This window comes from Massilia sp. Soil_C_3, assembly GCF_057657035.1.
Window position 1 is genome coordinate 273,469 of sequence record NZ_JBDGJG010000003.1, and the last position, 25,788, is coordinate 299,256.

At 66.0% G+C, this 25,788-nt stretch carries 23 protein-coding genes; 15 read left to right on the forward strand and 8 right to left on the reverse strand.

The genetic code is table 11. The features are described from left to right. Positions 1-76: 76 nt before the first annotated feature. Both AC3A6F_RS06940 and AC3A6F_RS06945 read left to right on the forward strand, forming a co-directional pair. The gene (locus AC3A6F_RS06940) at positions 77-667 is read left to right on the forward strand and encodes a DUF3592 domain-containing protein (protein ID WP_487679220.1); all 591 of its coding nucleotides are present in this window, start codon (positions 77-79) and stop codon (positions 665-667) included. Then, positions 664-1,554 carry an alpha/beta fold hydrolase gene (locus tag AC3A6F_RS06945; protein ID WP_487679222.1) on the forward strand — a complete coding sequence of 297 codons (891 nt, stop codon included), beginning with the start codon at positions 664-666 and terminating at the stop codon, positions 1,552-1,554. Before AC3A6F_RS06940 ends, AC3A6F_RS06945 begins: the two co-directional genes overlap by 4 nt. Before the next feature lie 186 nt (positions 1,555-1,740). Here the strand turns inward: AC3A6F_RS06945 and AC3A6F_RS06950 are convergent, their stop codons facing one another. Both AC3A6F_RS06950 and AC3A6F_RS06955 read right to left on the reverse strand, forming a co-directional pair. Then, complete coding sequence (locus AC3A6F_RS06950; protein WP_487679224.1) at positions 1,741-3,123, reverse strand: ATP-binding protein; 1,383 nt, start codon at positions 3,121-3,123, stop codon at positions 1,741-1,743. After that, positions 3,116-3,766 (reverse strand): response regulator transcription factor, encoded by a 651-nt coding sequence (locus tag AC3A6F_RS06955; protein WP_320475877.1) that lies wholly within the window; start codon positions 3,764-3,766, stop codon positions 3,116-3,118. Before AC3A6F_RS06955 ends, AC3A6F_RS06950 begins: the two co-directional genes overlap by 8 nt. Before the next feature lie 159 nt (positions 3,767-3,925). Here AC3A6F_RS06955 and AC3A6F_RS06960 point away from each other — a divergent pair, with 159 nt between their 5' ends. The 6 genes from AC3A6F_RS06960 to AC3A6F_RS06985 all read left to right on the forward strand — a co-directional run bounded on the left by AC3A6F_RS06960 (position 3,926) and on the right by AC3A6F_RS06985 (position 13,503). Then, positions 3,926-6,796, forward strand: coding sequence for a TonB-dependent receptor (locus AC3A6F_RS06960; RefSeq protein WP_487679226.1), 2,871 nt, complete (start codon positions 3,926-3,928; stop codon positions 6,794-6,796). Between the two features lie 56 nt (positions 6,797-6,852). Continuing rightward, positions 6,853-8,910, forward strand: a complete 2,058-nt coding sequence (locus AC3A6F_RS06965; protein ID WP_487679228.1) for a glycoside hydrolase family 97 protein — start codon at positions 6,853-6,855, stop codon at positions 8,908-8,910. A gap of 343 nt (positions 8,911-9,253) precedes the next feature. Next, complete coding sequence (locus AC3A6F_RS06970) at positions 9,254-10,408, forward strand: MFS transporter (RefSeq protein ID WP_487679230.1); 1,155 nt, start codon at positions 9,254-9,256, stop codon at positions 10,406-10,408. Positions 10,409-10,438: 30 nt separating this feature from the next. After that, a complete protein-coding gene (locus tag AC3A6F_RS06975) occupies positions 10,439-11,275 on the forward strand; it encodes a PhzF family phenazine biosynthesis protein (protein WP_487679232.1) in 837 nt (278 codons plus the stop codon). 190 nt (positions 11,276-11,465) lie between these two features. Then, complete coding sequence (locus tag AC3A6F_RS06980) at positions 11,466-12,251, forward strand: hypothetical protein (protein ID WP_487679234.1); 786 nt, start codon at positions 11,466-11,468, stop codon at positions 12,249-12,251. 403 nt (positions 12,252-12,654) lie between these two features. Continuing rightward, the gene (locus AC3A6F_RS06985) at positions 12,655-13,503 is read left to right on the forward strand and encodes a MipA/OmpV family protein (protein WP_487679235.1); all 849 of its coding nucleotides are present in this window, start codon (positions 12,655-12,657) and stop codon (positions 13,501-13,503) included. 61 nt (positions 13,504-13,564) lie between these two features. On the opposite strand, the gene AC3A6F_RS06990 is transcribed toward AC3A6F_RS06985, so the two are convergent. The 3 genes from AC3A6F_RS06990 to AC3A6F_RS07000 form a co-directional block, all read right to left on the reverse strand. Next, positions 13,565-13,717: a hypothetical protein gene (locus AC3A6F_RS06990; protein ID WP_487679237.1), complete on the reverse strand. Its 153-nt coding sequence runs from the start codon at positions 13,715-13,717 to the stop codon at positions 13,565-13,567. 198 nt (positions 13,718-13,915) lie between these two features. Then, positions 13,916-14,395 carry a hypothetical protein gene (locus AC3A6F_RS06995; RefSeq protein WP_487679239.1) on the reverse strand — a complete coding sequence of 160 codons (480 nt, stop codon included), beginning with the start codon at positions 14,393-14,395 and terminating at the stop codon, positions 13,916-13,918. A gap of 14 nt (positions 14,396-14,409) precedes the next feature. After that, positions 14,410-15,216, reverse strand: a complete 807-nt coding sequence (locus tag AC3A6F_RS07000) for a DUF2092 domain-containing protein (protein WP_487679241.1) — start codon at positions 15,214-15,216, stop codon at positions 14,410-14,412. 255 nt (positions 15,217-15,471) lie between these two features. On the opposite strand from AC3A6F_RS07000, the gene AC3A6F_RS07005 reads away from it, so the two are divergent. Continuing rightward, positions 15,472-18,411 (forward strand): putative bifunctional diguanylate cyclase/phosphodiesterase, encoded by a 2,940-nt coding sequence (locus AC3A6F_RS07005; RefSeq protein ID WP_487679243.1) that lies wholly within the window; start codon positions 15,472-15,474, stop codon positions 18,409-18,411. 29 nt (positions 18,412-18,440) lie between these two features. Here the strand turns inward: AC3A6F_RS07005 and AC3A6F_RS07010 are convergent, their stop codons facing one another. Then, positions 18,441-18,821, reverse strand: a complete 381-nt coding sequence (locus AC3A6F_RS07010; RefSeq protein ID WP_487679245.1) for a DUF4124 domain-containing protein — start codon at positions 18,819-18,821, stop codon at positions 18,441-18,443. Positions 18,822-18,956: 135 nt separating this feature from the next. Here AC3A6F_RS07010 and AC3A6F_RS07015 point away from each other — a divergent pair, with 135 nt between their 5' ends. The 5 genes from AC3A6F_RS07015 to AC3A6F_RS07035 all read left to right on the forward strand — a co-directional run bounded on the left by AC3A6F_RS07015 (position 18,957) and on the right by AC3A6F_RS07035 (position 22,776). Beyond that, positions 18,957-19,598, forward strand: coding sequence for a helix-turn-helix transcriptional regulator (locus AC3A6F_RS07015; RefSeq protein ID WP_487679247.1), 642 nt, complete (start codon positions 18,957-18,959; stop codon positions 19,596-19,598). Between the two features lie 33 nt (positions 19,599-19,631). After that, on the forward strand, positions 19,632-20,624 hold the full coding sequence (locus AC3A6F_RS07020; protein ID WP_487679249.1) for a 2-hydroxyacid dehydrogenase: 993 nt from the start codon (positions 19,632-19,634) through the stop codon (positions 20,622-20,624). An 89-nt stretch (positions 20,625-20,713) separates the two neighbouring features. After that, positions 20,714-21,166 carry a hypothetical protein gene (locus tag AC3A6F_RS07025; protein ID WP_487679251.1) on the forward strand — a complete coding sequence of 151 codons (453 nt, stop codon included), beginning with the start codon at positions 20,714-20,716 and terminating at the stop codon, positions 21,164-21,166. Further along, on the forward strand, positions 21,163-21,696 hold the full coding sequence (locus AC3A6F_RS07030; RefSeq protein WP_487679253.1) for a hypothetical protein: 534 nt from the start codon (positions 21,163-21,165) through the stop codon (positions 21,694-21,696). Before AC3A6F_RS07025 ends, AC3A6F_RS07030 begins: the two co-directional genes overlap by 4 nt. 111 nt (positions 21,697-21,807) lie before the next feature. Next, positions 21,808-22,776, forward strand: a complete 969-nt coding sequence (locus AC3A6F_RS07035; protein WP_208277824.1) for a threo-3-hydroxy-L-aspartate ammonia-lyase — start codon at positions 21,808-21,810, stop codon at positions 22,774-22,776. Between the two features lie 219 nt (positions 22,777-22,995). On the opposite strand, the gene AC3A6F_RS07040 is transcribed toward AC3A6F_RS07035, so the two are convergent. After that, a complete protein-coding gene (locus AC3A6F_RS07040; protein WP_487679255.1) occupies positions 22,996-24,369 on the reverse strand; it encodes a sensor histidine kinase in 1,374 nt (457 codons plus the stop codon). Continuing rightward, positions 24,369-25,136 (reverse strand): osmolarity response regulator transcription factor OmpR, encoded by a 768-nt coding sequence (ompR, locus tag AC3A6F_RS07045; RefSeq protein WP_123067901.1) that lies wholly within the window; start codon positions 25,134-25,136, stop codon positions 24,369-24,371. Before ompR ends, AC3A6F_RS07040 begins: the two co-directional genes overlap by 1 nt. Before the next feature lie 200 nt (positions 25,137-25,336). On the opposite strand from ompR, the gene AC3A6F_RS07050 reads away from it, so the two are divergent. After that, positions 25,337-25,702, forward strand: coding sequence for a hypothetical protein (locus tag AC3A6F_RS07050; protein ID WP_487679257.1), 366 nt, complete (start codon positions 25,337-25,339; stop codon positions 25,700-25,702). Positions 25,703-25,788: the final 86 nt, after the last annotated feature.

A 25,788-nucleotide genomic window follows, 5' to 3' on the forward strand; every position in this document is an offset into this window, starting at 1 on the left:
GCCACTTAATCATCGAGAATATTCAGCAGTTGCCCAGTGGCAGCCAGTCGGCGAGCCCGTGCTACAGTAGCCGTTCATGAGCACGCAGCCATCCACCGAACCCGCCATCCCGCACGATCCCCAGTTCCAGGTACTCCTGGGCTGGTTCCTGATCGTGCTCGCGGTGCCGCTGGCGATCTGGATGGCGCTGCGCATCCACGACAAGTTCGATGCGCGATCCTGGCCGAAGGCCAGCGCGGAGGTGGTCGAGAGCGCGTTATACGAGCGGCGCGGCAAATCGCCCGGCTGGTGCATCAAGATGACCTACCGCTACGAAGTGGATGGCCAGCAGTTCGTATCGCGCCGCAGCGCCACGTCGCTCATGACCGAGGCCGCCTGCGACCCGTCGCGCGCCGTCATCCAGGCGCGCTTCGAGAAGCGCCAGCCAGGCGACCGGATCACGATCCGCCATCATCCGCGCCAGCCCGAGCGAGCGATCGCCTATGTCGATGGACTGGACTCCGCCGATTTCTTCTTCCCGGCGCTCGCGCTCGGCGTGTTCGCGGCGGGCGTGGGCTCGATCCGCTACGGCGCGCGGCTGCGGGTGGAACAGGCCGCGCTGGCGGCCGAGCGGCGGGCGCGCATGGAGCGCGCCGAACGCGAATTCATCATCAGAAAGTCACTATGACAGCGTTATTCCCGGATTTTCGTTCCCTGCAAGTCGACGTGGCGCCATCGGTCTCGATCAAGGCCATCACCGGCGGCTCCGGCCCGCCCTTGCTGCTCCTGCACGGCCACCCGCAAACCCACGCGATCTGGCACAAGGTCGCGCCCCGGCTTGCCGAACGCTTCACCGTGGTCGCCTGCGATCTGCGTGGCTATGGCGACTCGAGCAAGCCGCAAGGAGCGGCCGACCACGCCAACTACAGCAAGCGCACGATGGCGCTCGATGCGCTGGCCGTCATGCGCGTCCTCGGCTTCGAGACCTTCAGGGTGCTGGCCCACGACCGCGGCGCGCGCGTGGCGCACCGGCTGGCGCTGGACCATCCCCAGGCGGTCGAGCGAATGGCATTGCTGGATATCGCGCCGACCCTGGCGATGTACGAACAGACATCGGAAGCGTTCGCGCGCGCCTACTGGCACTGGTTCTTCCTGATCCAGCCGGCGCCCATGCCCGAGCGCCTGATCGAGACCGATCCTGCGGCCTACGTGCGCGACGTGATGGGCAAGCGCAGCGCCGGCCTGGCCCCGTTCGATCCGCGCGCGCTGAGCGAATACCAGCGCTGCCTGGCGCTGCCGGGCACGGCGCACGGCATCTGCGAGGATTACCGGGCGGCGGCCGGCATCGACCTGAAACACGACCGGCTCGATCGCGAGGAAGGGCGAAAGCTCCGGATGCCGCTGTTGGCGCTGTGGGGCGATCAGGGCGTGGTGGGGCGCTGCTTCGATCCGCTAAAGGAGTGGGAACGCGTGGCGGACGATGTGCAGGGCGGGGCGCTGCCCTGCGGTCACTACATCGCGGAAGAAGCGCCCGAACTGCTGCTCGCGCGCGTGCTGCCGTTCCTGGCGGGCTGACGACATCCACCCGCTGCCCGCACCTTCGACACGTCGTTCCCGCGCAGGCGGGAACCCAAGTCCTTCACGCAGCCGGCTGCGTGGACCGTGCCGGCGGATCATGCAAGCTTGGGTTCCCGCCTGCGCGGGAACGACGTGCGAGAGGCGCGGGAACGACGTGCGGGCGGCGCGGGCCGAATCGCATGATCAAGCCACAGCGCCAGCGAACTCGATCGTCGCCGTCAACCCCCGTCCACCTTCGCCATCCGACAACACGATGATGCCCCCATTGCGCGCAGCGCCCCGTTCGGCGATCGCGAGGCCCAGGCCGCTGCCCGATTGCTCCTGCCCCGGCACCCGGTAGAAGCGTTCGAAGACCTTGTCGCGCAGGTCCGGCGCAATGCCCGGTCCCTGGTCGGCGACCGCCAGGCGATAGATGTGGCCGATGCGGGAGAGGCGCACCGCGATGCGGCTGTCCTGCGGCGAATACTTGATCGCGTTGCTGATCAGGTTGTCGACCGCCGACGCCATGCTTTCCAGGTGCAGCGGCAGGCTGCCGTCGGCATCGGCATGGAACTCGATCTCGATATTGCGCTGCACCGCCAGGTGGGCCGCCGCGGCCACCCGGTCGCGCACGAACTCGGCGACGTCGGTCTGCGGGCGGGGATGATCGACCTGCGGCTCGGCGCGCGCCCGCTCCAGGGCCAGCAGCTGGTGCACGGTGTGGGTGGCGCGCGCCACGCCGCTCCGCAGGCCAGCGGCCGGCTCGGCGCAGCGTTCGGCCATCTCGCTGCCGGCGCGGCTGAGCAGCACGTGGGCATTGATCTGGATCGCCGCCAGCGGCGTCTTGAGCTCATGGGCGGCGTCGGTCAGGAATTCGTGTTCGTGTTCGATGCGCTGCGACAGTCGCGCCATCAGGCCGTTGATCGCGTCCACCAGCGGCGACAGTTCGCGGTAGGTGGAGTCCGGCAGGGGCGTCAGGTCGGCGTCCGAGCGCTGGGCGATGCTCGATGCGATCGAACGCAGCGGACGCAGGCCGATGCCGACGATCAGCCAGGCCGGAATCAGGAGCAGCGGCAGGCTGAAGATGGTCGAGGACAGCAAAAATCCGACGCCACCAATCGAAAACATCCATTCGTCGTCGACTTCGTGGCTGCGCTCGACCACGATGCCCTGAATCTCGTCGTGCGCTTCCCAGCGTACCCAGGCATAGGCGTCGCGGGTGGCGACTTCCGGCAGCCGGTCGGGCAGTTGCGGGGCCGAGTTGTAGATCAGGCGGCCGTGCAGCCAGACGCGCACGCGCACATGCGAGTGGTAGTCCAGTTCCTGGAACATGCGCACGCGGTTGGCCTCGATCTCCGCCAGCACCGGCAGCATGCGCTGCGTATCGGGGCCGACGTCCGACAGGTGGGCCTGGATATTGGCGGTGTGCGCCTTGTTTTCGCTGAAGGTGCGGCTGCGCTGGGTAGCCTTGGCCTCGAGGAACACCCATACCAGGCCGATGATGGCCACGCCGAGGATCACGCCCGCGAAGCTGAACATCAGGCGCTGGAACAGCGATGACGGCCGGTTCGCCAGCCGCCTAAGCATCCTGCTGCACCATATAGCCGACGCCGCGCACGGTGCGGATCACGCCTTCGCCGATCTTCTTGCGCAGGTTGAAGATGTGCACGTCCAGGGTCTGGCTTTGCCCCTCGCCAGCTGGTAGCGCGCGCCGTTCCAGCTCCACCCGCGTCAATACCCGGTTGGCCTGCTTCATGAGGGTCAGCAGCAGCGCGAACTCGGTCTTCGACAGGGTCACCGGCTGGCCGCCGCGCGTGACCGCCATGCGGTTCTCGTCGAGCACGATCTCGCCCGCCGTCCACAGGTTTTCTTCCAGCGTGCCGTGGCTGCGGCGCACGATGGCGCGCAGGCGCACCAGCAGCTCGGGGATTTCGAACGGCTTGATCAAATAGTCGTCGGCGCCCAGGTCGAAGCCTTTCAGGCGTTCCTGCAGGCTGTCGCGCGCGCTGATGATCAATACCGGCAGGCGCACGCCGTCGGCGCGCAGGGCGCGCAGCACATCGTTGCCATCGCCGTCGGGCAGGCCGAGGTCGAGCACCACCGCGTCGAAGGCCTCGCCGCGGATGCGCGCCTCGGCGTCGGCCGCGAGGCGCAGCCAGACCGCCGAGTGGCCCTCGTCCTGGAATACCGACAACAGCGCCTGGCCGATGGCGAGATCGTCTTCGATCATGAGAATTTTCATGGCGCGAGTTTACCAGTGCGGCGTACCGGCAGGGCTTTGGCGAATCTTCAGATTCGCTTCAGCTCATGCGTTGACCCGGCCCGCGCGATATTGGACCATCGCACCCAACCAACACCAAGTTGGAATAAATATAATCAGGAGACAGACATGACGACAGGTCCGGACGGCGCGCGGCGCCAGATTTTGCAGTTGCATCCGCGGTTGAATCCTATTGCAGGCGCTTGTGCGCTGCTATTGATGGCGGCGCCCCTGCACGCGCAGGAAGCCGGCGCCCAGGACCCCGAGGACGCGGTCCGGCCCGCGGCCACGGTCACGGGCGAGGCGCCGTTCGCCACCGTCAACGTGTCCGGCATCCGGCGCGGCATCGAGGCCGCCATCGAGATCAAACGCAACGCCACCTCGATCGTCGAAGCCATCTCCGCCGAAGACATCGGCAAGCTCCCCGACACCACCGTCGCCCAGTCGATCTCGCGCCTGTCGGGCGTGACCACCCAGCGCAGCAAGGTCAACGGCAAGGCGACCGAGATCAGCGTGCGCGGCATGTCGCCGACCTTCAATGGATCGTTGCTCAACGGCCGCGAGCAGGCCTCGACCAGCGATGCGCGCAGTCCCGAATTCGACCTGTTCCCGTCCGAGCTGACCGGCAGCGTGCTGGTCTACAAAACGCCGGACGCGAGCCTGATCGGCCAGGGCCTGGCCTCGACCATCGACCTGCGCACCCTGCGTCCGCTCGACTTCGGCAAGCGCATGTTCGCAGCCAATGCGCGCAAGGAGCGCATCGGCTTCGGTTCCGGCTCCGACCTCGGTTCGGGCCACCGCAAGACGCTGACCTACGTCGACCAGTACTTCGGCCGCAAGCTGGGCCTGTCGGTCGGCCTGACCTCGTTCAAGCAGGACAACGGCGGCGAACTCAAATTCGACAGCTGGGGCGCCAACACCGCCGACATCGACTACAACGGCCAGACCGTCAAGGCGATCAACGGCTTCATGGCCGAGACCTCGCGCCGCAAGGCCGAGCGCGACGGCGCTTCGGTCACCCTGCAGTTCCGCCCCAACGACAAGTTCCGCTCGACCTTCGATGCGTTCTACTCGCGCGGCGAAGAGGCGACCAAGAAGACCGGCCTTGAAGGCGCGATCGTCGGCGGCACCGGCATCTACGATCCCAACGCGGTGCTGACCGACGCCACCATCGAGAACGGCATCGTCACCGCCGGCACCTTCAGCAACTACAAGGGCGACGTGCGCAACCACCTGTTCTCGAACAAGGACCGCCTGCTGTCACTTGGCGTCAACAACGAGCTCAAGGTAGGCGAGTGGCGCATCGTGAACGACCTGTCGTACTCGAAGGGCACCAAACGCATCAGCAATTTCGAGACCATGGCCGGCCAGCCGGGCAACACGCCCGAAAGCCAGCTCGGCTCGATCAGCTACAGCGGCTTCAATGGCAGCAACTTCGCCGACGTGCGCTATAACCCGAGCCTGAACTATGCCGACCGCAACGTGGCCGTGCTGACCGACGTCGCCGGCTGGGGCGGCGGCCCGCTGTCGCCGCAGGCCGGCTACCTGGCGCTGCCGACCATCGACGACAAGGTGCAGGCGGTGCGCCTGTCGGCCGAACGCGATACCGACTGGGGGCCGCTGGCCACCATGCGCTTCGGCGTCAACTACACCAAGCGCGACAAGTCGCGCCTGGGCGAGGAGGGGCGGCTGTCGGTGCGCGGCGGCGACGGCTATGCCAGCATCCCGATGCCGGGCAGCGGCCTTGAGGTCGCCGGCCCGACCGGCATCCCGGTGGCCTCGTTCGACCCGACCGGCAGCCTGGGCTCGCTGTATGAATTGAACCGCTGGGTCGACGCCACCGTGCTGGCGCGCGACTGGACGGTAGGCGAAAAGGTCAGCACCGCCTACCTGATGGGCGAACTCGATGGCACCTTGATGTCGCTGCCGTACAGCGGTAATATCGGCGTGCAGGTGGTCGACACCCGCCAGCGGGCCAGCGGCAACCAGGTCGACCTGGCCGGTTGCACCGGCATCACCCTAGAGACCTGCCCGGCGGTCGTCAAGACCGGCGGCATCGACTACACCAAGGTCTTGCCCAGCCTGAACCTGACCTTCGACCTGGGCAACGACCAGCTGCTGCGCCTGGGCGCCGGCAAACAGGTCTCGCGCGCCAACCTGGACAACCTGAAGGCCAGCATGAACTTCGGCCTGCAGAGCGCCACCGCCGAGGACCCGGCGCTGACTGGCTTTGCCGGTAATCCGGAACTCAAGCCCTACGAAGCGCGCGCGCTCGACCTGTCGTACGAAAAATACTTCGGCAAGAAGGGCTACGTCAGCGCCGCGCTGTTCTACAAGAAGCTCGACAACTACGTGATCAATGCGCCGCAGATGTTCGACTTCGCCCAGTACACCAGCGCCAGCACGCCGCTGCCGGCCACCGGCCAGTATGCCGGTTCGACGATCGGCTTCCTGACCATGCCGCAGAACGGGGAGGGCGGCATCATGCGCGGCATCGAGCTGTCGGCCAACCTGCCGTTCGGGCTGGTCGTGAATGCGCTGGACGGCTTCGGCGTGCAGGTGAACCATTCGCATACCGACTCCTCGGTGCGCCTGCCGACCAGCGCCTTCGTCACCGGCAGCAATGCGCCGGTGTTCAATGGCGCGGTGTCCGAGATCGGCCTGCCTGGCCTGTCGCGCAACGTGACCAGCTTGCGCCTGTACTACGAGAAGCACGGCCTGCAGGTGTCGCTGGCGGCCTACCGCCGCTCGAGCTTCATCGGCCAGATCCTCGACTACCGCAGCGAATCGCAGTTCACCTTCATTAAGGGCGAGACGATTGCCGACGCCCAGGTGTCCTACGATTTCCAGTCCGGCATGCTGCAGGGATGGTCGGTGTTCCTGCAAGGGCATAACCTGACCAACGAACCGTTCCGCGAGTACACCAGCGATCCGAAGGTGTACACCAACACCGTCAACTTCGGGCGCACCTACTCGGCGGGTATCAACTACAAGTTTTGAGCAGTAATCAAAGCAGTAATCAAAGCAGTAATCAAAGCAGTAAACAAGGGAGAAATATGGTTTCCAGATTCATGAATGCCAGCCTGGCCACGCATTGCTGCGTGGTGCTGGGCATGGTGGTGAGCAGCAGCGCCTTCGCTGCCGAAGCGATGAGCGCGAGCGTCGAGTCGCCGGGCAAGGTGCTGAACGTGTCGGTGCAGGTCGCGCCGGACGGTCGCCTGTCGTACCAGGTCGAACGCAAGGGCCAGCAGGTGATCGCGCCATCGCGCCTGGGCTTCGTGCTCGGCAGCGACAAGCCGCTGGACTCGGGTTTCAAGATCGAGCGCCAGGTGGTCACCGACCATGACAGCACCTGGGAACAGCCCTGGGGCGAGCGCCGCACGGTGCGCAACCACTACCGCCAGATGCGAGTGGACGTGAAGAAGAACGACGGCCGCCGCCTGGCGATCGTGTTCCGCGTGTTCGACGATGGCCTGGGCTTTCGCTACGAGTTCCCCAAGTTGCCGAACAACCGCGCCACGCACATCGCCGACGAGCTGACCGAGTTCGTGGTGGCCCAACCCGCCACCGCCTGGTGGCAGCAGGCCGGCGAAGTCTGGGCGCTGGAATACCCGATCCAGAAGTCGCCGCTACGTGAAGTGGGCATGGCCAACACCCCGATGACGGTGCGCATGGAGAACGGCACCCACATCGCCTTCCACGAGGCGGCCCTGGTCGACTATGCCTCGATGTGGCTGCGCCGGGTCGAGGGCCAGCGCCTGCGCGCGCACCTGACCCCGTCGGCCACCGGCAACCCGGTGGTGCGCACCGGCGCCTTCACCACGCCATGGCGCACGATGCAGATCGCCGACGATGCGGCGGGCCTGTACATGTCCAACCTGGTGCTGAACCTGAACGAGCCGAACAAGCTGGGCGACGTCTCCTGGGTCAAACCGTCCAAATATGTCGGCGTGTGGTGGGACATGCACCTTGAAACCAAGTCGTGGGCCTCGGGTGTGAAACACGGCGCCACCACCGACTACACCAAGCGCTACATCGATTTCGCGGCCAAGCATGGCTTTCGCGGCGTGCTGGTCGAGGGCTGGAACCCGGGCTGGGACAGCGACTGGGCCGGCAATGGTCTGGACATGGATTTCACGAAGGCGCATCCGAGCTTCGACATCGCCGCCGTGACGGACTATGGCCGCAAGAAGGGCGTGCACCTGATCGGCCACCACGAGACCGGCGGCAACGTCGCGCACTACGAAAAGCAGATGGACGCGGCGTTCAAGCTGTATGCCAAGCACGGCGTGGACAGCATCAAGACCGGCTACGTGACCGACGGCGGCGCGGCCCAGTTCATGGGCAAGAACGGCAAGGTCCATTTCGGCTACACCGACTCGCAGGAGGGCGTGCGCCACTACCAGAAGGTGGTCGAGGAGGCGGCGCGCTACAAGATCGCGATCAACACCCATGAACCGGTGAAGGACACCGGCCTGCGCCGCACGTATCCGAACTGGATCTCGCGCGAGGGCGCGCGCGGCGTCGAGTACAACGCCTGGGGCAATCCGGTCAACACGGTCGACCACGAGGCCAATCTGGTGTTCACCCGCATGCTCAGCGGCCCGCTGGACTACACGCCGGGCATCCTGAGCCTGGAAGGCAAGGACAAGCGGCCATTCAACTCGACGCAGGCCAAGCAGCTGGCCAACTTCGTGGTGATCTATTCGCCGGTGCAGATGGCGGCCGACCTGATCGAGCACTACGAGCGCTATCCGGGCCCGTTCCAGTTCATCAAGGACGTGCCGGCCGACTGGGAAGACACCCGCGTGCCGCATGGCGCGGTGGGCGAATACGTGACCATCGTGCGCAAGGACCGCGCGTCAAGCGCCTGGTACGTCGGCTCGGTGACCGATGGCACCCGCCGCACCCTGGACCTGAAGCTGGACTTCCTGGACGCCGGCAAGACCTACGTGGCCGAGATCTACCGCGACGGCGACAACGCCGACTACCGCGACGACAAGCGCCGCTTCGACATCGCGATCGAGAAGCGCAACGTCACCAGTGCCGACACCATCAAGATGGTGCTGGCGCCTGGCGGCGGACAGGCGATTCGCCTGGTGCCGGTGAAGTAAGAAGGCGTTGTTCTTTCGTTAGCTCAAACCCGTCGTTCCCGCGCAGGCGGGAACCCAAGTCCATTGCGCCGCCACTTCGATCTCTTTAAGTGGTGCGCGTACCAACTTGGGTTCCCGCCTGCGCGGGAAGTCGTTATCTCCAGTGGAGATAACGACGTGCGAAAGTAGGTGGGAAGGCGACGATATGGGTGTTCCGGGAACACACCCGATCGCACGCAAATGCCCAATTTGGCATATGCTGCTGGATTGTCCATACCGCGTTGACGCAATTCGAGTCCGTCGTCCCATGTCCACATCACCGTCTTCACCTTCCACGATTTCCCCCGCCGCTTCCGGCACTGTCATGCAAATCCTGTTCTCGGTCGCCTTCGTTCACCTGCTGAACGACTGCGTGCAGGCCGTGCTGCCGTCGATCTATCCGCTCCTGAAGCATGAATTCAACCTGACCTTTACCCAGGTCGGCCTGATCACATTGACCTTCCAGTGCACCGCCTCGCTGCTGCAGCCCTGGATCGGCCTGTACACCGACAAGCGTCCGATTCCCTTCCTGCTGCCGGCCGGGATGTGCGTGACCCTAGTGGGCGTGGGCCTCTTGGCCTGGGCCAACAGCTTCCCGATGCTGCTCACCGCGGCCGCGATGATCGGCGTCGGTTCCTCGACCTTCCACCCCGAGGCCTCGCGCGTGGCGCGCCTGGCCTCGGGCGGGCGCTTCGGCTTCGCCCAGTCGCTATTCCAGGTCGGCGGCAACGCCGGCTCGGCGCTCGGTCCGCTGCTGGCGGCGGCCATCGTGGTCGGACGCGGCCAGGGCGAGATCGCCTGGTTCATGCTGCTGGTGCTGGTCGCGGTGGCGGTGCTGGTGGGCGTGAGCCGCTGGTACAGCAACCACCTGATGAACATGGTCAAGAAGGCCGCGCAGCACGCCGGACCAAAGCTGCCGCGCAAGAAGGTGATCCAGGCCCTGGTGGTGCTGGCGCTACTGGTGTTCTCCAAGTACATCTACATGGCCAGCCTGCAGACCTATTACACCTTCTTCCTGATCGATAAGTTCCACCTGCCGGTGGGCACCGCCCAGCTGTATCTGTTCCTGTTCCTGGCCTCGGTCGCCGCCGGCACCTTCGCCGGCGGCCCGATCGGCGACAGGATCGGCCGCAAGCGCGTGATCTGGTTCTCGATCCTGGGCGCGGCGCCGTTCACCATCGCGCTGCCGTACGCGAACCTGTTCTGGACCGGCGTGCTGTCGGTGGTGATCGGGCTGGTGATGTCGTCGGCCTTCTCGGCCATCGTGGTCTTCGCCCAGGAGCTGGTGCCGGGCAAGGTCGGCCTGATCTCCGGCATCTTCTTCGGCCTGATGTTCGGCATCAGCGGCGTGGGCGCCGCGGCCATGGGCCATATCGCCGACATTCACGGCATCGACCAGGTGTACCGGATCGCGTCCTTCCTGCCGCTGCTGGGCATCATGGCGGCGTTGTTGCCCAAGATCGAAGGGGCGCGGCGCTAGCGTCGCGTGCATTCACAAGGAGAGTTTTCCATGGACCTGAACGACATCCAGCGCATCGCCGCCTTCGACGACAACGGCCAGGGCGGCAACCCGGCCGGGGTCTGGATCGGCGCCGCCTTGCCGCCGGCCGCCGAGATGGCCCGGATCGCCCACGCGGTCGGGTTTTCCGAAACCGCCTTCGCCGCGCCGCAAGGCGAGGCCTGGCGCGTGCGCTATTTTTCGCCCGAATCCGAGGTGCCTTTCTGCGGCCACGCGACCATCGCCCTCGGCGCCGCGCTGGCCCGCACCCGTGGCGACGGCCGCTATGCGCTGACCCTGAACGCGGCCAGCATCACGGTCGAAGGCCGACGCGACGGTGAACGGGTGCATGCGGCGCTGCAGTCGCCGCCGACCCGCAGCAAAACGGCCGACGCGACGCTGGTCGATGCGGCGCTGGCGCTGTTCGGCTATACCCGGGCCGATCTCGATCCGCGCATTCCGCCGGCGCTGGCCCACGGCGGGGCCGACCACCTGGTGCTGGCGCTGTCGAGCCGCGCGCTGCTGGCGGCGATGCACTACGACCTGGACGCCGGCCGGGCGCTGATGCTGGAACACGGCCTGGTGACGGTGGTGCTGGCCTGGGCCGAGCAACCGCAGCTGTTCCACACCCGCAATCCCTTCGCCTCGGGCGGCGTCTACGAAGATCCGGCCACCGGCGCCGGCACCGCGGCATTGGCCGGCTACCTGCGCGACCTCGGCTGGCCGCATGGCGGACGCGTCGAGATCGTCCAGGGTGAAGACATGGGCGCGCGTTCGCGTTTGACAGCCGAAATCGGCGAAGAGGCGGGTGGATCGATCCGCGTGTCAGGAACGGCGCGGTTGATGTAAAGCAATATTCTGTTAACTTATGGTAGTTGGTTGGGCAAAACCGACAACTTTGTCATAAAACCACTAGTGTACTTACTAGCAAATAGAGGGCTAAAAGCACGCCTGCTCAACGGTTCGATTTTCTGTGAGCGGATTGATAATTTGATCCAGACCAACCCTGTTTCAATCTTATCAACCCAGGAGTACCGCCATGGAGCTGTTTCCAGCAGCTGTGTTCAACCCCTCGAAAGCGTCCCGTCCGCGCACCGCGCGCGCACCGGTCGCTGGAGGCGCGATCGAGCGTTTGCCGTTCACTGTCCGCCGGGTAGAAACCGAAGCGGATTTACTCAAGGCCGTGCGCATCCGGCACGCCGCCTATGCCCGCCACGTTCCGGATTTCGCCCGCAGCCTGGCGCAGCCGGAGGCGGCCGACTATGATGCCGACACCATCGTCCTGCTGGCCGAGTCCAAGCTGGACGGCACGCCGATCGGCAGCACCCGCATCCGCACCAATCTCTACCGCCCGCTGGGCGTGGAAGAGTCGATCGTCCTGCCCGACTGGCTGCAGGACAAGCGCCTGGTGGAGGCGACCCGCCTCGGAATCGACGAGGGCCGGGTTGGCCGCATGGTCAAGATTGCACTGGTCAAGGCCTGCTTCATGTATTGCGAAGACAACGCGATCGATTATTCGGTGGCGACTGGCCGTCCACCCGTGGACAAGCAATACGATCAGCTGATGTTCGTCGACGTGTTCCCTGAATTGGGTCTGGTGCCGCTGCGTCACGTGGGCAATATCCCCCACCGCGTCATGGCGTTCGAGATCGCCACCTTCCAGCAGCGCTGGGCTGAGGCGCGCCATCCGATGCTGAACTTCTTCTTCAACACGCACCATCCGGATATCGAGATCGGTCCGATCGCGCCGCCGCCATCGGTGGCGCTGCCGGAACGCCCCTTGCCGCCGGCCACCCGGCCACGCGTCGAACTGGCGTTCGCCTGAATTTCTCCTGATCTTCAACCGGAATCGCGGGGCGCAGCCTGGACGGGCTGCGCCCCGTCGCGTTCCTGCTCGGCCAGTTCGCGTTCGCGGACCGGGTCGTGGTCCGGGAAACAGGGGAGGAAGGTCCGGATGGCGGCGATTGCCGCCAGCCGTTCCGGCTCGTCCCGGCTTCGGTGCCTTCCACCCGAGCCAGTCCCGATCATAGTCCTCACGCCGGATCTCGCCGTAGTGGACCTTGGTCGTACCGGCGCGTTGCAGGGTGCGGCGGGCAAGGACGTTCCTGGCGCGCAGCGGCACAAAACGCGGCGACGACTGTCTACATACCATCAGCAGTGCCTAGCGCACCGGCGGATGGCGCCGGGGCGGCCACCGATGTTCCAACCCTAGCCAAAAGAGGTCAGCCATGAAAACGTCCACGCCCAGCCCTCGTAGCCTGGCCATTGCCGCGGCGCTGCTCTGTTCACCGCTCGCCAGCGCGCAAGACGTGCTCCCGGTCGAGTTGCTCGAAGAACGCAACCTGGTGGGCCTCGGGGTGTTCGCGGTCCCCGACTATTACGGCTCGTCCGATTACCAGGCCGCCGTCGCGCCGGTGCTGCACTACAACTTCGGATCCGATCGCTACGTGCGGGTGCTCGGTCCCGAGATCATGGCCAACCTGCTGCCGCGCAAGGACTGGCGCGCCGGTCCGTTGCTGCGCTGGCGCATGCGGCGCGACGACGATGTCGACGACGAGATCGTCTCGCGCATGCGCCCCGTCGCTACGGCCACCGAGGTCGGCGCCTTCGTTGCTTATCATATGCCGCTGACGCAAGGCCAGCCGATGCACAAGCTGGTGTTCAGCGCCGACGTGGTCGGCAACACCAATAATGTGTACGACGGCGCCACCGGCAATGTGCGCGTCAACTACGTCCACCCCTTCCCGCAGCCGGTCGCCGGCATGCAACTGATCGGAAGCATAGGCTTTGGCCTGTTCTTCGCCAGTAACGACTTCAACCGCAGGTATTTCGGTGTCGGCGGGGGCGACGACTTCCTGTATCCGGAGCGCCTTGGCGTGGCCTATGATCCCGACCCGTCGGTTACCTCGATCAAGATTCCCTTCAGCCTGACGACCCAGCTGAACCCGGAATGGCTGATGACGGTGGGTGGACGTTACGAGCGGCTGCTCGACGATGCCAAGGACAGCCCAGTGGTGCAGGGGCGCGGGGACGCCGACCAGTGGACGGTGGGGATCGCGTTCTCTTACCTGTTCTGAACATGGCGCCAGGCCGGCCGGCTCGCGCGCCGGCCTGGCTGGCGCGTGTGCGCCCGGCGCGCTATTTGGCGAACAGGAAGGTCACGCTCAGGCGCACGCCCCAGTCGCGCGGCCCGCCGCCCGGGCTGTCGGCCCAGTAGCGCAGGCCGCCGCCGATCGACACCGGTTGCCGGCCGAACCTGAGCAGCTTGCTGGCGGTGAAATGGACCGGCACCGACCATTGTTCCTGTTTCCAGTCGTAGCTCGATTCGGTGTTGATGCCGAAGGTCCACGCATCCCTCGTGGTATAGCTGAGGAAGGGCTGGAGGAAGGTGGCGCTGACGTTCGGCCGGTCGTCGTGGCCGGCGAACGACCAGATATGGTTGGCCAGCGCACCGCAGCCCAGGCGTGCCTGGTGTTCGCCGCCATGGACTCACCCCGGAGGCGCGACCACGACATAGTTCACGCTGGTGCCCGCATACTGCGGCTGGTACCAGGTGCTGCCGCACTGCTGGTAGGTGGCGCCGGCCCGGACCACCGTCACGCAGGACGGCGGAATCGAATACGCCACCGAACCGATCGCGGCCGCCGTCACAGCCACCGCGCCGGCCACCGCCAGCCCCGCGCCGGGGCGGTAGTAATCATGGTCGACGTCCACATTGATGTTGCGGTTGACGTTGACGTTGCGGTTGACGTTGCCGTAGCCGTTGACCGAGGTGCGGCTGACACTGCGCGAGGCGTGGTAATCCCCGCCATAGGCGCCGCGCTGCACGTGGGCGCTTGCGCTGCGGCTGACCGCCGCCCCGCCGACGCGTCCCGCGCCACGCTGGGCTGCGGCCTCGTACGCGACGACGACGACGGCCAGCGCGAGCAGCACACCGATGACGCGCCGATGTCCTGGAGTGAGCGGCATGGGGTCTCCCTGGTTCATTTGATGGACGCGACCTTGCCGTCGGCCGTCTGCAGCGCGATCTTCATCGCGCCCGACGGCGGCCGGAAGGAGAAAGTGGCATCGGTAAAGCGCGGCGCGAGATTCCAGCGCAGCCACGCCGTATGGGTCGGCTCGCCCGGCTCCGCGCTGGCGGTGATCGCCAGCTTGAGGGGCAGCGGCGTCTTGCCGGCCTGGATCCAGACCTGCCAGTCGACGCCTTCCTGGCGGTAGGCATAGTGCTCGGCCTTCAGGCTGCCGACCGTCGCCGGACCGATGTAGTGCGCCGCCCGGATGTCGGATACCGGCGCCTGCTCCGTGCCCCAATAGAACAGGTCGGCCAGCGGCAGTTCGATGCCGTACTTCGCGCCCTGCGCATCGACGGTCTCGCGCAGGGTCGGCGGGGCCGTGACGGTGGCGTAGTACTTGAGGCGCGGGCCGTAGACGGTCACCGACTTGCCGTCATAGAAAATCTGGCGCTGCTTGCGGTCATTGGCGATGTCGACCTGCAGGCGGTCGGGGCGGCGTACCTTGAGGTTGGATGTGCTGTCGAACTGCAGCTTCATGCCGTCGTCCATTACGGTCTCGGTCGTGGCGCGGCCGAGGACTTCGAAAGAGGGCAGGGTGCGCAGGTAGGCGCCCATGGCGGACAGGGCCGAGATTGCTTCGGGTTCGATATCGGGCTGGGCGGCTTGCGCCGGCTGGTCGGTCGGCGCCGGCGCCGGCGGCGCATCCTGCGGCGCCGCCAGGCAGGCCAGCGGCACGCAGGCCGCGGCGCAGAGGAATCGGATCGGGACGGCCCGCATATGCCTTCCTTTCGTTTGCGAACATACACGCCGGGCCGTTCGGTGCGCTGCGCGACCGGCCGCCATGGGCACCAGTGGGCCATTTGCGCAGCAGGTGCGCAATCGGACCTTAGCCTTACTGTCAATGCCAAACCGTTGCGAATTGGTCTGTGCTGGCCTAATAATTGCATGACGGCACTAGCGTAAAGCTGTATCCTTGCGCTTTAATGCCCGGCGTCCGTCGCGCAGCGTCACCCGTTCCATCCAAGATCGTCCATGCCCAACGTCAAACATCAGCTCCGTGCAACACTGCCGGCCGCGCTCCACGCGGCTGTCGAGCTGATACTGAAGATCTTTTCCTATTACCTGATCCCGGTGGGGATCGGCATCGTTTCGCTGATCGCGCTGGTGTTCTGGCATGACGAATACCGCACCAGCGGCGACGTGCCGCTGGCGATGCACGTCACGGTCGACCAGGCAGCCACGCTGGTCCCGGACGACGCGCTGGCGCTGGCGCGCGCCACGCCGCTGACCAATGGCCACGATACCCACCTTTCCGAAGCACCGGTCTGGTTCGCCTTCGAGCCGATGCCGCGCGCCGGCGATCAGGTGATCGAGTTCCCGTCGCGCCACGCGCTCGACATCGCCTGCTGGGACGCGACCACCCTGACCCCGCTCGGCGCCGCCACCCGCAGCACCGGCCACGGCGTGCTGCAGGCCGACAAGGCCGGCTTCGCGATGCGCCTGGCGCCGCTGCCGCGCCAGCTGCTGTGCCGCGCCACCTTCTCGGGCCCGGCGCGCCTGTCGGTGCTGCAATGGCCGACCGAGCAGTTCGCCTTGTCGGTCAAGCAATACCACCGCAAATCGGGCCTGCTCGATGGCGGCATGATCGTGCTGGCCCTGTTCATCATCATCACGGCCCTGATCAACCGCCAGCCGGTGTATGTGCTGTTCGCCGGCTGGCTGATCCTGAACCTGCGCGTGGGCGCGCTGTCGGCCGGCTGGGACATCCAGTGGCTGGGCCAGACCGTCCCTTCCGAATGGCTGTTGCGCAGCCGCGCCGTGACGATCACCCTGTACGGCATCGCCACACTGACCCTGTACCAGGCCCTGCTCAGGGAACACCTGGCCGAGATGCGCTACCTGCTGCCGATGCGCGTCATGCAGTGGCTGTGCATGCCGATGCTGGCCGCGGCCATGCTGCTGCCTTATGGCATGTATCTGCCGCTCCTGTGGGGCATCCTGGTGTGCTGCTTCTCGCTGATGACGATCGGCCTGTTCAAGATCATCGTGGAATCGCGCACCCGCGTCGCGGCCTGGTTCGCGGCCTCGTTCGCGGTGACTTTCCTGGCCTCGCTGGCCGAGGTCTTGTCGGCCGCGCTCGGCATGCGCGAACTGCTGGGCGTGATCAACAGCGTCACCGCGGCGCTCGCATCGAGCCTGCTGGCGGCGCTGGCCGTGGCCGAGCAGATGCGCATGGAAACCGAGAAGCGCCAGGAAGCCCAGGAAGAACTCGAGCACGCCTACCAGGCGATGCCGGTCGGCCTGTTCACCCTCGACATGTACGGCCACTTCCTGAGTGTCAATCCGGCGTTGCAGAAGATGCTGGGCATGACCGGCTTCACCCCGGGCCGCACCGGCTGGCGCCAGTTCTTCACCGAAGCGAGCTGGGCCAACCTGCACGAGCAGGTGCACGCCAGGTCCGAGGCCGAGATGGAGCTGGCCAGCCGCGACGGCAACCAGCGCTTCCTGGTCAGCGCCACGCTGGCGCGCTCGCGCATCGAGGGCGTGCTGCAGGACACGACCGAAAAACACAAGGCCACCGAGCAGCTGCGCTTCATGGCCAATAACGATCCGCTGACCAAGGTCTACAACCGGCGCGGCATCGAACGCGAATTCTCGAGCGCCGCCGCCAGCCTGGCCGCCGGGCGGCCGATGGCGCTGGCCTATGTGGACCTCGACCGCTTCAAGCTGATCAACGACCTGTTTGGCCATGCGGCGGGCGACGAAGTGCTCAAGCAGGTGTGCGAGCGGATGGGCACGATGCTGGCCGGCGGCCAGCAGATCGGGCGCGTGGGCGGCGACGAATTCGTGATCGTGATGCCCGAGACGGCGATCCCGCTGGCCTCGATCATCTGCCGCGGCATCGTCGACCGCCTCGGCAACACCCCGTACCGGGTGGGCGACAAGGCCTTCCACGTGCGCGCCTCGGTCGGCCTGATCGAGGTGGTGCCGGGCATGCCGATGAAGGATGCGGTGTCGACCTCCGACCGCGCCTGCCGCGAAGCCAAGACCGGCCTGGGCGACGGTCTGGTGGTATATGAACGCGGCGCCGACGCCTTCCGCCAGCGCGCGGCCGAACTGGACCTGGTCGAGCGCCTGTCCGGCCCGGACGCGACCGACAACCTGCTGCTCGAGATGCAGCCGATCATGTCGTTGCGCGCGCCGCACGAATCGATGAACTTCGAGGTCTTGCTGCGTATGCGCGAGCCGGACGGCCGCGTGGTGCCGGCCGGCGCCGTGATCGCCGCCGCCGAGAAGAGCGGGCGCGCCAGCATGATCGACCGCTGGGTGCTCACCACGACCCTGGCCTGGATCGCCGAGCACACCGAAGACCTGGTCAATACCCGCTTCGTGTGCATGAACCTGTCGGGGGCCTCGCTCAACGACGAGCGCTTCGTGCAGGACACCTTCGACATCCTGGGCCGCTACGTGCACGTGGCCAGCCGCCTGTGCCTGGAAATCACCGAGAGCGTGGCGCTGCATGACCTGGACAACACGCGCCGCTTCATCGACCAGGTGCGCAGCTTTGGCGTGAAGGTGGCGCTGGACGACTTCGGCGCCGGCTATACCTCGTTCTCGTACCTGAAGGAGCTGCCGGCCGACGTGCTCAAAATCGACGGCAACTTCATCGTCAACATCAACGCCCACCCGGCCAATGTGGCGATCGTCGAGGCCATCGTAAGCCTGGCCGTGAACCTGGGCATGAAGACGATCGCGGAATGGGCCGAGGACGCGGCCACCGTGCAGACGCTGCACGAGATCGGCGTCGACTACGTGCAGGGCTATGTGGTGGCGCGCTCGATGCCCCCCGAGCGCCTGCTGGAAGGACGCTCGAGCGCCGGCTTTATCAAGGACGATCAATTGCTGGAGCTGCTGCGCGAGCTGGAGAATCCTCCGGCGCCGCACCTGGCGAGCGTCAGCCGACTGCACTGAGCAGGCTGCAACCAGCAGTCAGTACTGACTTACTCGAGTCCGGCCAGCGTTTCCTTGCTGCCCACGTCGCCGATCAGGAATTGCGCGCGCGCCGCCTTCAGGGTGGCGACGTCGCTGGCCAGCGGCGTGGCTTTCACTCGGGGCATCGGCGCGGCGCTGCGCTGCAGTGCGCGCGCCGGCGGCAGCACGTCTTCCCGGGCCGCGAGCGGATAAGGTGCGATCCTCGTCACTCCTTCGCTGGACGGCATGCTGGCCATGCGCACGGTAGCGGCGCCGGCTTCGCAGGGGCGGTCGGTGAAAGTGACGCGGCCGGCGCCGTCAATGCACTTGACGATGACGGTGTCGGAATAGGCGCTCGGCGCGGCGATCGCGGCGGCGGCCAGCAGGCAGATGCTCAGTTGACGCTTCATGGTTGGCTCCTGGACGGATCCATGTTCGGGAATTTCATTGTCTTCCTTGCATCAATACGCTTCTGTTCGCCACTTCACGTGGGCGTGTAGGCCTGCGCGCCGTCGTTTTTTACAGAACCGCCAGTCTTGGATAAAATGTCCAATATGACCAAGATATTGCCAAGCAAGGAAGAATCCGCGCTCATCGAGCAGGTCCGGCATATCGCCGAGGGCCTGGCCCAGACCTTCGCGCCGTTTTGCGAGGTCGTGGTGCATGACCTGCGCGACCCCGGCCACGCGGTGCTGGCCATCCACAACAACCTCTCCAGTCGCGCGGCCGGCGATCCGGCCACCGAGCTGGGGCTGGCGCGCATCGCCGACAGCGCCTATCCGCAGGTGGTCGCCAACTATCCGAACCAGTTCCCGGACGGCCGCCCGGCCAAGAGCACCTCGATCGGCATCAAGGACGCCGACGGCAACTACGTCGCGGCCCTGTGCCTGAACGTCGACCTGACGCTGTTCCGTTCGATGCAGGGCATCCTGGAGCAGTTCAATGCGCTGGGCGCGGCGCCGGTGGGCGAGTCGCTCGATCCGTCCAACGCCGACGCCATCCGGCGCCGCATCGACGCCTACGCGGCGCGGCTGGCGTCCTCGCCCCAGCTGCTCAAGGCGCACGAACGGCGCGCGCTGATGCGCGAACTGAAGGAGGGCGGTTTTCTCGAAGTGCGGCGCGCGATGGAAGTGGCGGCCTCGCACCTCGGCATTTCGCGGGCGACGGCGTACAACGACATCAAATAGAATTCAGCAGGACCGTTTATCAGGGAGTCAGTCTTGAAGACAGCCGTGTACAGCGCCCGCCGCTACGACAAGACCATGCTGGCCCAGGCCAACTTTGACGCCGGCCATGAGTTGCGCTTCCTCGAAGACCGGCTGAGCCGCGAGACCGCGATCCTGGCCGAGGGCTGCGAGGCGGTCTGCGTCTTCGTCAACGATACCGTCGACGCCGAGGTGCTGGGCATCCTGGCGGGGCAGGGCGTGCGCCTGGTGGCGACCCGCTCGACCGGCTACAACCACGTCGATGCGGTCGCCGCACGCCGGCTCGGCATCGCGGTGGTGCGGGTGACGGATTATTCACCGAACTCGGTGGCCGAGTTCGCGGTCGGACTGCTGCTGGCGGTGAACCGCAAGATCGCGCGCGCCAGCGTGCGCACGCGCGAAGGCAATTTCGATCTCGACGGCCTGATGGGCTTCGATTTGCACGGCAAGACGGTCGGCGTGATCGGCACCGGCAAGATCGGCACCATCTTCGCCCGCATCATGGCCGGTTTCGGTTGCACCCTGGTCGGCTACGACCGTTACCCGACGCCGGCCTTCGAGGCCCTGGGCGGACGCTATATCGGCGTCGACGAGCTGCTGGCCTGCAGCGACGTGGTGTCCTTGCACTGCCCGCTGCTGGAAGAGACCCATCACATCGTGAATGCGGCGGCGCTGGCGCGGGTCAAGCGCGGCTGCGTGCTGGTCAATACCAGCCGCGGCGGCCTGGTCGACACCGAGGCGGCAGTGCAGGCGCTCAAGAGCGGCCAGCTGGGCGGCCTGGCGATCGACGTCTACGAGCAGGAAGCGAGCCTGTTCTTCCAGGACCTGTCGTCGAGCATCATCACGGACGACGTGATCCAGCGCCTGGTGTCGTTCCCGAACGTGATCGTGACCGGCCACCAGGCCTTTTTCACCGTGGAGGCGATCGGGCAGATCATGCGTACGACCATCGACAGCATCGGGGCCTTCGAGCGGGGCGAGGAACTGGTCAATCGGATTCCCGATTGATGCAAGGTGCATGACTTGGTCCGGGAACTGGACAGGCGAGGCTCGCCTGCGTTACGGTTCTCGGCATCGCCAGTCGCCAGGAAATGCAGATGCATGTAGAGCAGGTTCGTTTCGACCGGGTGTTCGACGTCCGGGAGCGCCTCAAGGAATTCAGTTTCGAGGAGGGCGGATGGCCCGTCTATGGCGTCAGCGCTCTCGGCCTGGGCATTCCGCGTGAAGGCGCGACGTATGCCGTCGCTTTTGTCGAGCGCGGCAATTGGGAAACGGTGGTCGGCTGGCGTGACCTGACCACATCGACGGTCGCGCTGCGGCGAACCAACCTCGCAGCCGTCACACAGCCACTGCCTTTCGTGGCCCCGCTCGTGCCGGGCGTGCTCGCCGTCCTGGATAATCCCGGCGTCTCGAAAGCCTTTCTCTCGCTCGCGGCGCTCGTGCTATTGGGGACCATCGCCCACGCCGGACGGACTGTGGTGCGCAACCGCCGGGCCGCCAGGGTCTTGCGGGATGTCGATGCTTTCACCGGCTCGGAGGTAATGCCATGACTGAACGACTCGAAGATTTCGCCCACATCGTGCAGGTGATGTTCGACCGCGTGTTCGACGTGCAGGGAGCCACCTTCAGCTTCGAAAGCGGCGGCAAGAAGCATTACAGCGTCACCTTCTCCGACGGTACCGTGCCGCGCGACGGTTCGCGCTATGCGGTTGCACTGGTCGAGCAGGGCAACTGGCAGAAGATCGTGGGCTGGCGCGACCTGTCCACGCCGGACGTCGTGCTTGCCGAATCGGCCTGGGACGTCGCGCGCGAGCAGGCCTGGGCCGTGTACTGGTTCGGCCCGTTCTTCGTCTTCGGCGCGCTGCTGTTCTTCGGCGGCTGGGCGGCGCTGGCGGCCTTGCTGCTGTTCCTGTGGGCGTCGGTGTACTTCGTGCGTCAGGCGCGCGAGCGCAACCGGCTGGTCGACCAGGCGTTGCGCGACATCCCGCCGGCCGCGCCGCCGGGCAATGGACCCCGGATCGGGAAGGCCGGGAAAACGTGGCTGACGGGCGTGCTGAACATCGTCCGCTGGTGGCCTTAGCAAGGAAGGGACCGAAATCACTGTGGTTTGACGCTTCATCCAGAATTGGATAATATGTCCAATATTGGATGAATCGTTAAACCGACCGCAGTGAACTGAAAGGATTGCGCCATGACCGCAGCATCGCTCCCCACCTACGAAGACGTCGCCCAGGCCGCCGAGCGCATCCTGGGCGCCGCGCATCGCACGCCGGTGCTGACCTCGCGCACCGTCAACGAGGAATTCGGCGCCGAGGTGTTCTTCAAGTGCGAGAACATGCAGCGCATGGGCGCCTTCAAGTTCCGCGGCGGTTATAACGCGCTGGCAAAGTTCAGTCCCGAGCAGCGCCGCGCCGGCGTCGTCGCTTTCTCGTCCGGCAACCATGCGCAGGCGATCGCGCTGTCGGCGAAGATCCTGGGCATGCCGGCGACGATCGTGATGCCGCAGGATGCGCCGGCCGCGAAAGTCGCCGCCACGCGCGGCTATGGCGCCACCGTGGTGACCTATGACCGCTATACCGAAGACCGCGAGCAGATCGGCCGCGAGCTGGCCGACAAGCATGGCCTGACCCTGATTCCACCCTACGACCACGCGGACGTGATCGCGGGGCAGGGCACGGCGGCCAAGGAGTTGTTCGAGGAAGTCGGTCCGCTGGACGCCTTCTTCGTGTGCCTGGGCGGCGGCGGCCTGCTGTCCGGCTCCGCGCTGGCCACGCGGGCGCTGTCGCCGGGCTGCATGCTGTACGGCGTCGAGCCGGAGGCCGGCAACGACGGCCAGCAATCGTTCCGCACCGGCGAGATCGTCCACATCGACACGCCGCGCACCATCGCCGACGGTGCCCAGACCCAGCACCTGGGCCAGCTGACTTTCCCGATCATCCGGCGCGATGTGAATGACATTCTGACCGTCAGCGACGAGGAGCTGGTGGCGTGCATGCGCTTTTTTGCCGAACGCATGAAGATCGTGGTGGAGCCGACTGGTTGCCTGGGGTTTGCGGCGGCGCGCAGGATGAAGGATCAGCTGAAAGGGAAGAAGGTCGGGGTGCTGATCAGTGGCGGGAATATCGATCTGGGGCGGTTTGCGAGCCTGATCGGCGATTGACCATCGTTGTCAGCGCATGCACGTCGTCGTTCCCGCGAAGGCGGGAACCTAAGTAGCTGGCGCAGACACTTCTTGAAATTGAATCTGGTGCGCATGCGAACTTGGGTTCCCGCCTCCGCGGGAAGTCGTTCCTGCCAGTGGCAGGAACGACGTATCGAGGGCGCGGGTGAAAGACGTGTCGAGGCTGCGGGGGAACTGCGTGTCGAGGCAGCCGGCCGATCAAGCCGCCAACGGCAACGCCACCTGCAGCATGAACCCGCCGCCTTCTCGGTTACGCACTTCCAGCCCCGCGTTATGCCGGGTCAGCACCCGCTCCACGATCGCGAGACCTAGCCCGGCGCCATTCGCCTGACCGCGCGCGCTGTCGAGCCGCGTAAAGGGCTTCATCAGCTGCGCGATCTGGTCCGCCGGCACGCCGACGCCATGATCGCCGATCTCGATCACGGCGCGCCGGCCGTGGCCGGTGGCCTTCACGCGCAGCACGATGTCGATGTCGGTGCATGAGGTGCCCGGCGTATTGCCGTAGCGGCGCGCGTTCTCGATGATGTTGTTGATCACGCGCCGCAGGTCGGTCGCGTTGCCCATCACGTGCACGCCCGGCATCAGGTCGGTCTTGACGTGCAAATCGGGGATGCGGGCCGCCTCGCGGCCGACGTCGGACAGCATTTCGGACAGGTTCACCGGCACGAAGGTCGCCGCCTCGGTCGGCTTGGCGTAGTCCAGGAACTGGCCGATGATGGCGTCCATCTGCGCGATGTCCGACTGCATGCCTTCGCGCGCGTCCGTCGACAGGTTCGCCATCTCGACCTCAAGCCCCATGCGCGCCAGCGGCGTGCGCAGGTCGTGCGAGATGCCGGCCAGGATCACGGCGCGGTCCTTTTCAACCTGCGCCAGGTCTTCCACCATCTGGTTGAAACTGCGATTGGCCTCGATGATCTCTTGCGAACCCTTCTCGGGCAGGCGCACCGGGCGCTCGCCCTTGGCGATGGCGCGCGCGGCGGCCGTCAGGCGCGCCAGCGGGCGGTTCACCAGGCTCGAGATCAGCGCCGCGCCGACCACCGACAGCAGGCCCACCACCACGGCCCAGCCGAGCCACTGTTCGCGCGTCAGGCCGGTCAGGCGCTCGCGCTCGAGCATCAGCCAGTATTTGTCGTCCTCGATATTGAAGCTGATGTAGAAGCCCGGCACGCCGTTCACGCCGCTCGAGAAGCGCGTGTCGGCGCCCAGGCGTTCGCGCACGATGGCCGCGATCTCAGGCATCAGGGGATTGTGCGGCGGCGGGTCGATCACGTCCGTGTCTTCCAGCGTGAAGATGCGGATGCCTTCGTTCGACACCAGTTCGAGCAGCAGCTCGCGCCGCAGGTCGGGCGCGGAGTGGGTCAGGGCCGCCTTGGTAATCGTCACCACCGACACCACCAGCTCCGCCGTCTGCTGCACCTGCTTGTCGCGCTGGAATACGCTGATCATGCCGATCCAGGCCAGCATCGAAGCCGCGGTGAGCACCGACATCAGGAAGAAGGTGCGCCAGAACAGGCCGCTCTTGAACCAGGCGAAGCGCAGGGCGCGCCGCGCTTGGGCGATTGGGGTGAACACTAGCGCGGCTGGCCTTCAGGGATGAACACGTAGCCCAGGCCCCACACGGTCTGGATGTACAGCGGGCTCGATGGATCCGGCTCGATCAGCTTGCGCAGGCGCGAGATCTGGACGTCGAGCGAGCGGTCGAACACTTCGTATTCGCGGCCGCGCGCCAGTTCCATCAGCTTCTCGCGCGACAGCGGCTGGCGCGCATGGCGCGCGAACACCTTGAGTACCGAGAATTCGCCGGTGGTCAGCGGCACCGTCTCGCCATTCTTCTTGAGCGTGCGCGTGCCCAGGTCGAGCACGAAGTCGCCGAACTCGAAGGTCTGCGGGGTTTCGGACGGCGCGCCCGGGATCTCGTCCGGGCCCTTGCGGCGCAGGACGGCGCCGATGCGGGCCACCAGTTCGCGCGGGTTGAACGGCTTGGGCAGGTAGTCGTCGGCGCCCATCTCGAGGCCGACGATGCGGTCGACGTCCTCGCCCTTGGCGGTCAGCATGATGATCGGGGTCTGGTCGCCGGCGCCGCGCAAGCGGCGGCAGATCGACAGGCCGTCTTCGCCGGGCAGCATCAGGTCGAGCACCAGCAGGTCGTAACGCTCGCGCAGCCACAATTTGTTCATCGCCGGCGCGCTTTCGGCGGTCACGACCTGGAATCCCTGTTCGGTCAGGTAACGCCGCAGCAGGTCGCGCAGGCGTACGTCGTCGTCCACGACCATGATCTTGGCGGAGTGGCCCGCTGACGCGCCCGTACCCGCATTATTGTTCGAAGTCGTTGAAGTCATAGAGCTGTCCAGAATTGTCAGATGAATGTCGCTATGGTAACTTCTTATGGCTGGAGCGGAAGCACGACTCAGCTCAGCCATTACAATGTGTTACAAACTTTACCCAATAAGTCTTACTCCACTTTCGGTATGCACCTACACTGGCGACAAGTGATCAACACAGCTTATCCGTTTATCAGGCATCGCGGAAGAGGAACTCCATGAACCACGCGCACAACGACAAACCAGCAGGATTCGGCGCCAATGGCGGCCGGCTCGCCCGGCTTGCGCGCCTTGGTGTGATCGCCTGCGTGCTGGCCGGCACTGGAGCCAGCGCATTGGCGCAAAACCAGGAGCGCGATCCGCGCCGCGACGAAGCGGCGATGCGCGACCGTTACCAGTTGCAGGCCCAGCAGGATCCGCGCGTCTACGAGATGCGTGACCAGGACCGTCGCGCCATGGAGGCGCAGTCCGACGCGGCGCGCGAAGAGCGTCGTCGCGGCCGGCTGTCGCCGGACGAGCGGCGCGATCTGCGCCGCCAGATCAAGGAAGGTTCGGAGCTCTATCCGAACACCCGCCGCCGCTAAAAATGCGGTCGGCAATGTAAAACGACGGCGCCGATGGCGCCGTTGTCGTTTCTGGAATTTGACATTTCCCAAGTCGCCGCGCTGGT

Excerpts from the sequence above, each read along its gene's own strand:
- AC3A6F_RS06975 (WP_487679232.1), top strand. The coding sequence starts at position 10,439 with ATGGACCTGAACGACATCCAGCGCATCGCCGCCTTCGACGACAACGGC.
- AC3A6F_RS06980 (WP_487679234.1), top strand. The coding sequence starts at position 11,466 with ATGGAGCTGTTTCCAGCAGCTGTGTTCAACCCCTCGAAAGCGTCCCGT.
- AC3A6F_RS07035 (WP_208277824.1), top strand. The coding sequence starts at position 21,808 with ATGACCGCAGCATCGCTCCCCACCTACGAAGACGTCGCCCAGGCCGCC.
- AC3A6F_RS06970 (WP_487679230.1), top strand. The coding sequence starts at position 9,254 with ATGCAAATCCTGTTCTCGGTCGCCTTCGTTCACCTGCTGAACGACTGC.
- AC3A6F_RS06965 (WP_487679228.1), top strand. The coding sequence starts at position 6,853 with ATGGTTTCCAGATTCATGAATGCCAGCCTGGCCACGCATTGCTGCGTG.
- AC3A6F_RS07015 (WP_487679247.1), top strand. The coding sequence starts at position 18,957 with ATGTCCAATATGACCAAGATATTGCCAAGCAAGGAAGAATCCGCGCTC.
- AC3A6F_RS06985 (WP_487679235.1), top strand. The coding sequence starts at position 12,655 with ATGAAAACGTCCACGCCCAGCCCTCGTAGCCTGGCCATTGCCGCGGCG.
- AC3A6F_RS07005 (WP_487679243.1), top strand. The coding sequence starts at position 15,472 with ATGCCCAACGTCAAACATCAGCTCCGTGCAACACTGCCGGCCGCGCTC.
- AC3A6F_RS06950 (WP_487679224.1), bottom strand. The coding sequence starts at position 3,123 with ATGCTTAGGCGGCTGGCGAACCGGCCGTCATCGCTGTTCCAGCGCCTG.
- AC3A6F_RS07000 (WP_487679241.1), bottom strand. The coding sequence starts at position 15,216 with ATGCGGGCCGTCCCGATCCGATTCCTCTGCGCCGCGGCCTGCGTGCCG.
- AC3A6F_RS06995 (WP_487679239.1), bottom strand. The coding sequence starts at position 14,395 with ATGCCGCTCACTCCAGGACATCGGCGCGTCATCGGTGTGCTGCTCGCG.
- AC3A6F_RS06940 (WP_487679220.1), top strand. The coding sequence starts at position 77 with ATGAGCACGCAGCCATCCACCGAACCCGCCATCCCGCACGATCCCCAG.
- AC3A6F_RS06955 (WP_320475877.1), bottom strand. The coding sequence starts at position 3,766 with ATGATCGAAGACGATCTCGCCATCGGCCAGGCGCTGTTGTCGGTATTC.
- AC3A6F_RS07010 (WP_487679245.1), bottom strand. The coding sequence starts at position 18,821 with ATGAAGCGTCAACTGAGCATCTGCCTGCTGGCCGCCGCCGCGATCGCC.
- AC3A6F_RS07030 (WP_487679253.1), top strand. The coding sequence starts at position 21,163 with ATGACTGAACGACTCGAAGATTTCGCCCACATCGTGCAGGTGATGTTC.
- AC3A6F_RS07050 (WP_487679257.1), top strand. The coding sequence starts at position 25,337 with ATGAACCACGCGCACAACGACAAACCAGCAGGATTCGGCGCCAATGGC.
- AC3A6F_RS07025 (WP_487679251.1), top strand. The coding sequence starts at position 20,714 with ATGCATGTAGAGCAGGTTCGTTTCGACCGGGTGTTCGACGTCCGGGAG.
- ompR (WP_123067901.1), bottom strand. The coding sequence starts at position 25,136 with ATGACTTCAACGACTTCGAACAATAATGCGGGTACGGGCGCGTCAGCG.
- AC3A6F_RS06945 (WP_487679222.1), top strand. The coding sequence starts at position 664 with ATGACAGCGTTATTCCCGGATTTTCGTTCCCTGCAAGTCGACGTGGCG.
- AC3A6F_RS06960 (WP_487679226.1), top strand. The coding sequence starts at position 3,926 with ATGACGACAGGTCCGGACGGCGCGCGGCGCCAGATTTTGCAGTTGCAT.